This is a genomic window from Mesorhizobium sp. M1A.F.Ca.ET.072.01.1.1 (assembly GCF_004023325.1).
In the GTDB taxonomy this organism is placed as follows: Bacteria; Pseudomonadota; Alphaproteobacteria; order Rhizobiales; family Rhizobiaceae; genus Mesorhizobium.
Genome location: NZ_RZSF01000282.1, coordinates 1 through 8,838 on the forward strand (window position 1 = coordinate 1; position 8,838 = coordinate 8,838).

General features: G+C 65.1%; 6 protein-coding genes. 4 read left to right on the top strand and 2 right to left on the bottom strand.

The window, feature by feature from the left end; translation table 11 throughout:
• Nucleotides 1–17 precede the first annotated feature (17 nt).
• Nucleotides 18–1,103 (bottom strand): citrate synthase/methylcitrate synthase, encoded by a 1,086-nt coding sequence (locus EOA32_RS28505; protein ID WP_095778119.1) that lies wholly within the window; start codon nt 1,101–1,103, stop codon nt 18–20.
• A gap of 93 nt (nt 1,104–1,196) precedes the next feature.
• On the opposite strand from EOA32_RS28505, the gene EOA32_RS28510 reads away from it, so the two are divergent.
• Nucleotides 1,197–2,348: a citrate synthase family protein gene (locus tag EOA32_RS28510; RefSeq protein ID WP_128373491.1), complete on the top strand. Its 1,152-nt coding sequence runs from the start codon at nt 1,197–1,199 to the stop codon at nt 2,346–2,348.
• 3 nt (nt 2,349–2,351) lie between these two features.
• On the opposite strand, the gene phaR is transcribed toward EOA32_RS28510, so the two are convergent.
• A complete protein-coding gene (gene phaR / locus EOA32_RS28515) occupies nt 2,352–2,945 on the bottom strand; it encodes a polyhydroxyalkanoate synthesis repressor PhaR (protein ID WP_067001892.1) in 594 nt (197 codons plus the stop codon).
• A gap of 300 nt (nt 2,946–3,245) precedes the next feature.
• Here phaR and EOA32_RS28520 point away from each other — a divergent pair, with 300 nt between their 5' ends.
• The 3 genes from EOA32_RS28520 to EOA32_RS28530 all read left to right on the top strand — a co-directional run.
• Nucleotides 3,246–4,433, top strand: coding sequence for an acetyl-CoA C-acetyltransferase (locus EOA32_RS28520; protein ID WP_067001890.1), 1,188 nt, complete (start codon nt 3,246–3,248; stop codon nt 4,431–4,433).
• Nucleotides 4,434–4,567: 134 nt separating this feature from the next.
• A complete protein-coding gene (locus tag EOA32_RS28525) occupies nt 4,568–5,290 on the top strand; it encodes a beta-ketoacyl-ACP reductase (RefSeq protein ID WP_067001887.1) in 723 nt (240 codons plus the stop codon).
• 723 nt (nt 5,291–6,013) lie between these two features.
• The coding region (locus tag EOA32_RS28530; RefSeq protein ID WP_245499406.1) for a helicase-related protein at nt 6,014–8,838 on the top strand (2,825 nt) is incomplete at its 3' end.

Sequence of the window (8,838 nt, forward strand, 5' to 3'; positions counted from 1 at the left end):
GAGTATTGCTCGCGGCGTCAGGCGACGAGATCGGGCACCGGCCCGACATAGCGCGACTGCGGCCGGATCAGGCGTCCGGTCGCCTGCTGCTCGCGCGCATGCGCAATCCAGCCGGCGACGCGGCCGGCGGCAAAGACGTTGGAGAACGCCTCCTTCGGGAAGCCCGCGGCTTCGAGCAGGAGCGCGGTATAGAATTCGACATTGGTCTGGATCGAGCGTTGCGGCTTGGCGACCCTGAGCACGTCGAGTGCCGCCTGTTCCACCGTCTCGGCGAAGGCCAGCCGGCTGCCGGTCTCATAACGTGTGCCCAGCCGCCGCACGACGGCTTTCAGCACGTCGGCACGTGGGTCGCGCACGCGGTAGATGCGATGGCCGAAGCCCATGATGCGCTCGCCGCGCGCGATCTCGTTTCGCAGCCAGGCGGCCGCGTCGCCGCTCGCCTCGATCGCGTCGAGCATCTCGATCACCGGCCCCGGCGCGCCGCCATGCAGCGGGCCTTTGAGCGCGCCGAGCCCGGCCAGGATCGCCGAGGTCAAGCCCGCCTGCGTCGACGCCACCACCCGCGTTGCGAAGGTCGAGGCATTGAGCCCATGGTCGCAGACTGTCACCAGATACGTATCGAGCGCCTTGGCAAGGGCCGGCGACGGCGTGCCGGAGAGCATTCGCAGCATGTCGTTGGCATGATCGGCGCGTGCGTCCGGAGTCAGAGGCTTCTCGCCGCGTCCGAGCCGCAGCAGGGCCGGAGTTAGCACCGCCGGCGCCGCGATCAGCCGGAGCGCGTCGGCGAGCGACTCGCCGTCGGGCAGAAGGGCGATGCCGGCGCGCATACCGCTGTAGACGTCGAGCGCTGGAAGTTCAGCGAGCATCGGCTGCAGCCGTTCGAAAATCTCGACACGCGCATTGCCGATCGCCTTCTCCAGCTCGTCGTCGCCGGGAAGCTCGTCAAAGAACCCGTCGAACAAGAGGCGGACCACCTGGCCGTAGCGCCAGTGCCCGGCGAGTTCCGTCAACGAATGGCCTCGGATGGTGAGATGGCCGCCCGCGCCGTCGACATCGGAAAGCACCGTCTCCGCCGCCACAACATCTTCGAGCCCGTTTGCCATGACTGTCTCCTTGACCCTTTTTGCACTGCAGTTAATGCTCTACAATCAACGCATCAATCTTGATCAACTGAATCAATATGAGGCGGAACGGACATGTCCGAATGGCTGACGCGGGAGGAAGCGCTGGCGCGGCTCAAGGTCCGGCCGCAGACGCTTTACGCCTATGTCAGCCGCGGCCGCATCGGCATGCGTCCCGACGGGACCGACCCGCGCCGCAGCCAGTATCGCGCCGACGACATAGACGCGCTCGCCACCCGCCGGGAGCGCGGGCGCAGCCCCCAGGCGATCGCCGAAAGCGCCATCGCCTGGGGCGAGCCGGCGATCACCACCGCCATCTCGACCGTGCTGCACGGCCGCCTCGTTTATCGCGGCAAGGATGCCGTTGCGCTTGCCGCGACAGCGACGCTGGAGGAGGCAGCAAGCCTGCTTTGGGCATCCGGCGCCGCGATATCCTTCGCATCGCTGACGCCTTCGATCGTTCGCGAGAGCGGCACCCCGACGGCCTTTGCAAGATTGTCGGCGCTTGCCGCGGCTGGCCGGCCTTCGCTCGGCCGCAGGCCGGGCATGCTGCAGCAGGATGGCGCCAGCGCCACCAGCGTGCTCGCGACGTCACTCGGTGCAAGCCCGGGGGCGGAGCCGGTGCATGAAAGGCTGGCGCGCGGCTGGTCGGTCGACGCTGCCGGTGCCGATCTCATCCGCAAGGCGCTGGTGCTTTTGGCCGATCACGAGCTCAACGCCTCGACCTTCGCCGCACGCGTCGCCGCTTCGACCGGCGCGCCGATCGTGGCCTGCCTGCTTGCCGGGCTCGCTGCCCTTACCGGCCCGCGTCATGGCGGCGCCGGCGCCGCGGCCATCGCGCTGGTCGAGGATGCCGAGCGGCTCGGGCCGGACGAGACGATCGCGCGCTGGCTGGCCCACGACCGGCCGCTGCCCGGCTTCGGCCATCAGCTTTACCCCGAAGGCGATCCGCGCGCCGAGGCTCTGCTGCCCGACCTCGATATCGCTGACGGTCTGCTGCATCTGCGCGACGCCGTCCTTGCCGCGACAGGCATGCGCCCGAATGTCGACTTCGCGCTGGCCGCGCTGACGCGCAGCCTCAATCTCCCCGCCGACGCGCCCTTTCGCCTGTTCGCGCTCGGTCGCAGCATCGGCTGGACGGCGCATGCCATCGAGCAGGTGACGAGCAACAGGCCGATCAGGCCGCGAGCCCGCTATGACGGCCCTGCAGGAACACCTGACGGCTAGCCATCACGACATGGTGTCGAGCTTGCGCTGCATGGCGGCGATCTGCGCCTTCAATTCCTGCAGGTCGTCGGATTTCTCGTCCTTCTTCGACGGCTCGGCGGGCGCCGCGGAATTGGGGCCGGCTGACGGGAACGGCGTGAACATGCGCATCGCGTTCTGGAACATCTCGACGTTGCGCCGCGTCTGTTCCTCCAGCGCCTTCATCGGCGTCTTCATCATGTCAATCGGCGTCTTGCCGAAGGCGCCCTTCAGCTGCTCGCGGAAACGCTCCTGCTCCTTGGAGAAGGCGATCATCGACTGTTCGAGGAAGCTCGGCACGATCATCTGCATCTGGTCGCCGTAGAAGGAGATCAGCTGGCGCAGGAACGGGATCGGCAGCATGTTCTGCCCGTCCTTGTTCTCCAGCTCGAAGATGATCTGGGTCAGCACCGGATGCGTGATGTCGTCGCCGGTCTTGGCGTCCTGCACGGTGAATTCTTCGCCCTTCTTGACCATCTCGGCCAGATCTTCGAGCGTGACATAGGTGCTGGTGCCGGTGTTGTAGAGCCGGCGGTTGGCGTATTTCTTGATGACGATCGGGTCGTCTTTTGCGGCCATCCGTATCCTCCCCAGGATACCGGCGCGTTCACAGTAAGCGGCCGGTAACGATTGCGCCATTTGTCGAGGATATGCGCAAAAGCGTCACAATTCCAAGCGGTTTGTGCAGTGCGGCATCAATTAATGCCGAAAGGGCGGGCCAAATTGTGCTGCAGCGCGATGGCCACGCCGTCACGACAAGCGCTCGACTTGCTTGCCGCGCATGGCGGCCATGCCGATTTCCGGTTTGACTCAGGTGCTTGAACGGGCAAGAAAGTCTCCAAGGATAGCCTAACGACACCTCGAAGCCTGGAGAAGAAAATGTCCGCTTCCAATTCAATCGTCGTCGCCAGCGCAGCCCGCACAGCAGTCGGCTCCTTCAACGGCAGTTTCGCCGCCACGCCCGCGCACGAGCTCGGCGCGGTCGTCATCAAGGAATTGCTCGCGCGGGCCAAGGTCGACCCGGCGGAGGTGGACGAAGTCATCCTGGGTCAGGTGCTGACCGCCGCTCAGGGCCAGAACCCGGCCCGCCAGGCTTCCATCAATGCCGGTCTGCCCAAGGAGACGACTGCTTGGGGCCTCAACCAGGTTTGCGGCTCGGGCTTGAGGGCCATTGCGCTCGGCATGCAGCAGATCGCCACCGGCGACGCCAAGGTGATCGTCGCCGGCGGCCAGGAATCGATGTCGCTGTCGCCGCACGCCCAGCACCTGCGCGCCGGCGTCAAGATGGGCGACTACAAGATGATCGATACCATGATCAAGGACGGCCTATGGGATGCCTTCAACGGCTACCATATGGGCAACACCGCCGAGAACGTCGCTCGTCAGTTCCAGATCACCCGCGAAGTCCAGGACGAGTTCGCGCTGGCCTCGCAGAACAAGGCCGAGGCGGCGCAGAAGGCCGGTAAGTTCAAGGACGAGATCGTCGCCGTCACCATCAAGGGCAAGAAGGGCGACACCATCGTCGACCAGGACGAATACATCCGCCACGGCGCTACGCTGGATGCCATGACCAAGCTGAAGCCGGCCTTCGACAAGGACGGCACCGTCACCGCCGCCAATGCTTCGGGCATCAATGACGGCGCCGCCGGCGCGCTGCTGATGACCGAGGCCGAGGCTGCCAGGCGCGGCATCACCCCACTGGTCCGCATCGCCTCCTGGGCGACCGCCGGCGTCGATCCGGCGATCATGGGCACCGGCCCGATCCCGGCCTCGAAGCGGGCGCTGGAGAAGGCCGGCTGGTCGGCCAAGGACCTCGATCTCGTCGAGGCCAACGAGGCCTTCGCCGCGCAGGCCTGCGCCGTCAACAAGGGCATGGGCTGGGATCCCTCGATCGTCAACGTCAATGGCGGCGCCATCGCCATCGGCCATCCGATCGGCGCCTCGGGCGCCCGCGTGTTCAACACGCTGGTCTACGAGATGCGCCGCCGCGGCGCAAAGAAAGGCCTCGCGACGCTTTGCATCGGCGGCGGCATGGGCGTTGCGATGTGTGTGGAAGCCTTGAACTGAGCGAACGGCGAACTGAGCGAATAGCGAATGGGGAGTAGCCTATAGGGGGAAATGGTGTTGCGCGACGGGTTATCGGATTCCTACTCGCTATTCGCCGCTCCCTACTCGCTCTTCCGACCAAAGGGAGGAAATGCATGAGCAAGGTAGCAATCGTCACGGGCGGATCGCGCGGCATCGGTGCGGCGATATCGGTGGCCCTGAAGAATGCCGGCTATTCGGTCGCCGCGAACTATGCCGGCAATGACGAGGCGGCCCAGAAATTCAACGCCGAGACCGGCATCCCCGTCTACAAATGGTCGGTCGCCGATTATGACGCTTGCGCCGCCGGCATCGCCCAAGTCGAGGCCGATCTCGGTCCGGTCTCGGTGCTGGTCAACAATGCCGGCATCACCCGCGACACCATGTTCCACAAGATGACCCGCGAGCAGTGGAAGGAGGTCATCGACACCAACCTTTCCGGCGTCTTCAACATGACGCATCCGCTATGGAACGGCATGCGCGATAGGAAGTTCGGCCGCGTCATCACCATCTCCTCGATCAACGGCCAGAAAGGCCAGATGGGCCAGGTCAATTATTCGGCCTCGAAAGCCGGCGATATCGGCTTCACCAAGGCGCTTGCCCAGGAAGGCGCCCGCGCCGGCATCACCGTCAACGTTGTTTGCCCCGGCTACATCGCCACCGACATGGTCATGGCCGTGCCGGAAAAAGTGCGGGAATCGATCATCGCTCAGATCCCGGTCGGCCGTCTCGGCGAGCCGGAGGAGATTGCGCGCTGCGTCGTCTTCCTCGCCTCGGAAGACGCAGGCTTCATCACCGGCTCGACGATAAGCGCCAATGGCGGCCAGTATTTCGCCTGAGATCTTACTGGCCTGAACTCTTCTGACACCGATGGCAGGCGGCCCGCCGCAAACGGGCCGCCTGTTTTTGTCTGCGCAGCGGCGGCACCGGGTGGGCATGCCTCAATTTGGCACGCAAAAGTTAACGGCCTCCCCGCGCCCTGTGGGAAACCCGGTTCACAAGCTGTGGATTTTCGGTGCACAAGCTTTGGACAACACCATATCTAGGGGTGAACAAAACAGGAAGTTTTGCAGATCGCTGATTCGTCGCCGATTCGTTCCGGCTTTGGCCGAAAAGTTAACACGCCACGCCGCAAATAGCCCGAAAAAGATTAACGCCGGTTAGGAAAGATCAACCATTTCATAATGTTGGCGGCCGCGCTCGAGTCCGTCGCGGTCGCTCTCCCGCAAAGGTTAACGACGCTCCAGAACCAGCGCGAGCTAAGCACGAAACGGGCCAGTTCACAGATTCAGCATGTGGTGAGACTCATGGTCAAAAAATCCACATATAGCCGTGAACAAAACCTGAATCAGAGCGAGTCAGTGATTCGTCGCCGATTCGTTCCAGACTCGTTCCAACGGTTAATCGGCCGCGGATTTTGACCTTGCCTGTCGTCGCGCCATCTCTTGATGGGAACATTCCGCTTTCGCTTCGCGTCTGAAATCCCTATGTGTGCCCTGTCACACGCGGCGGCACCGCCGCGTCCCCGACAACAAGCGGCAGAAAGCCTCATTTCCGAGCCGATGAATATCCAGCCGAAACCCTCCCAGCCGCTGATCCTTTCCGGCCGCGACGTGACGGCCGTGCTCGGCCCCACCAACACCGGCAAGACCCATCTCGCCATCGAGCGCATGGTGGCGCACGACACCGGCATCATCGGTCTGCCGCTGAGGCTCCTTGCCCGCGAGGTCTATACGCGCGTCTGCGAGAAGGTCGGCGCCAGCAAGGTGGCGCTGGTCACCGGCGAAGAGAAGATCGTGCCGGCGAGCGCGAGATATTCCGTCTGCACCGTGGAGGCGATGCCGCGAGAGACCGATGCCGCCTTCGTCGCCATCGACGAGGTGCAGCTCGCCGGCGACCTCGAACGCGGCCACATCTTCACCGACCGCATCCTGCATCTGCGCGGCCGCCAGGAGACGCTGCTTCTGGGCGCCGCCACCATGCACGGCATCCTGCAACGCCTGCTGAAGGGCGTCTCGGTGGTGACGCGGCCGCGGCTGTCGCATCTTGCCTACGCCGGCTCGAAGAAGCTCACCCGCCTGCCGCGGCGCACGGCGATCGTCGCCTTCTCCGCCGACGAGGTCTATGCCATCGCCGAATTGATCCGCCGCCAGCAGGGCGGTGCTGCCGTCGTTCTCGGCGCACTCAGTCCCCGCACCCGCAATGCCCAGGTGGAGATCTTCCAGTCGGGCGACGTCGACTATCTGGTCGCCACCGATGCCATCGGCATGGGCCTGAACCTCGACCTCGAGCACGTCGCCTTCGCCCAGAACCGCAAGTTCGACGGCTACCAATACCGCAACCTGACCGCCGCCGAGCTAGGCCAGATCGCGGGGCGTGCCGGCCGACACCTGCGCGACGGCACCTTCGGCGTTACCGGCCAGGTCGATCCGTTCGACGAGGATCTGGTCAAGAAGATCGAGGCGCACGATTTCGACCCGGTGAAGGTGCTGCAGTGGCGCACCGCCGATTTCGATTTTGCCAGCCTCGATGCCCTGAAACGCTCGATCGAGACCAACGCGCCGGTCGAAGGGCTGACCCGGGCACTGCCGGCGGTCGACGCTCAGGCGCTGGAACATTTGTCGCGCGACGCCGACATCAGGACGCTTGCCACCGGCAGGGAGCGCGTGGCGCTGCTGTGGGAAGCCTGCGCGCTGCCGGACTACCGCAAGATCGCGCCCGCCCAGCATGCCGACCTCATCGCCTCGATCTACATGGACCTTGCACGCCATGGCCATGTCGATGAGAGTTACATGGCCGAACAGGTGCGGCGGGCCGACACCACGGATGGTGATATCGACACGCTGTCGCACCGGATCGCCCAGATCCGCACCTGGACCTTCGTCTCCAACCGACCGGGCTGGCTGGCCGATCAGCTACACTGGCAGGAAAAGACGCGCGAAATCGAAGACAGATTGTCGGATGCGCTGCATGAGCGGTTGACGAAACGCTTCGTAGACCGCAGGACTTCCGTCCTCATGCGGCGCCTTAGAGAAAATACCATGCCTGAAGCTGAAATCAGCCCAACCGGAACCGTGCTCGTCGAGGGCCATCACGTCGGCGAGCTGCAGGGATTCCGCTTCACCGCCGACCAGAGCGCCGGCGGCGAGGACGCCAAGGCGGTGCGCACCGCTGCCCAGAAGGCGCTCGCGACTGAGTTCGAGGCGCGCGCCGAGCGCTTCGCCGCCTGCGCCAATGGCGATCTGGCATTGGGCTCGGACGGTGTCCTGCGCTGGATCGGCGCGCCGATCGGCACCCTGGTTGCCGGCGACGAGGCTTTGAAGCCGCGCCTTGTGCTGCTTGCCGACGAGCAGCTCACCGGCCCTGCCCGCGACAAGGTCGCGGCGCGCGCCGAGCGTTTCGTCAATTTCCAGATCGAGTCGCTCTTGAAGCCGCTGGTCGATTTGAAGAACGCCGAGCAGCTCACCGGCATCGCGCGCGGCATCGCTTTCCAGCTCGTCGAGCATTTCGGCCTCATCAATCGCCGCGACATCGCCGAGGAAATGAAGTCGCTCGACCAGGAAGGCCGGGCGGCCCTGCGGCGCCTTGGCGTGCGCTTCGGTGCCTACCACGTCTTCGTGCCGGCGCTGATCAAGCCGGCGCCGGCCGGGCTGGTGACGCTGCTCTGGGCGCTTAAGAGCGACGGCAAGGACAAGCCAGGCTTCGGCGACGTGGTGCATGCGCTGGCATCGGGCCGCACCTCGGTGGTCATCGATCCTGCTTTCGACAAGACGTTCTACAAGCTCGCCGGCTATCGCAATCTCGGCCGCCGCGCCGTGCGCGTCGATATCCTCGAGCGGCTGGCCGATCTCATCCGACCCGCGACCAACTGGAAGCCCGGCCTCGGCCAGCGACCGGACGGCGCCTATGACGGCCACGCCTTCATGGTGACGCCGCCGATGATGTCAATCCTCGGCGCCACCGCCGACGACATGGAAGAGATCCTCAAAGGCCTTGGCTATCGCGCCGAACCGAAGCCGGCGGCGGAGGTGAAGGCCAAGCTCGACGCGCTGGACAATGCCGCCCGCGAGGCCGCGGCTGCGAAGCTTGCGGCGGAAGAGGCTGCGCGTGCTGCACAGGCGGCAGAGGCGCACGCCGTGGCAACAGACACGGTTGCAGAGACAACGATCGAGGGATCCGAGCCGGCTGCCGCTGTAGTTCCTGCCGAAGCCATCGCGGAAGCCGCGACGGAGCCTGACGCGAAAGATCCGGCGGAAGCGTCGGCTGTGGTCGCGGAAGAGACTCCGCCTGTGGAGACCGCTGCAGCGGTCGACGCTGCAGCAGTGCTTGGGTCGGCTGAAAGCGCCGACGCTTCCACCTCGATGGGGGAGGTTGCGGCGGGAAGCGA

What these genes read in the sequence shown, in the direction of transcription:
- EOA32_RS28505 (WP_095778119.1), bottom strand. Translation starts at nt 1,103, where the DNA reads ATGGCAAACGGGCTCGAAGATGTTGTGGCGGCGGAGACGGTGCTTTCC.
- EOA32_RS28510 (WP_128373491.1), top strand. Translation starts at nt 1,197, where the DNA reads ATGTCCGAATGGCTGACGCGGGAGGAAGCGCTGGCGCGGCTCAAGGTC.
- phaR (WP_067001892.1), bottom strand. Translation starts at nt 2,945, where the DNA reads ATGGCCGCAAAAGACGACCCGATCGTCATCAAGAAATACGCCAACCGC.
- EOA32_RS28520 (WP_067001890.1), top strand. Translation starts at nt 3,246, where the DNA reads ATGTCCGCTTCCAATTCAATCGTCGTCGCCAGCGCAGCCCGCACAGCA.
- EOA32_RS28525 (WP_067001887.1), top strand. Translation starts at nt 4,568, where the DNA reads ATGAGCAAGGTAGCAATCGTCACGGGCGGATCGCGCGGCATCGGTGCG.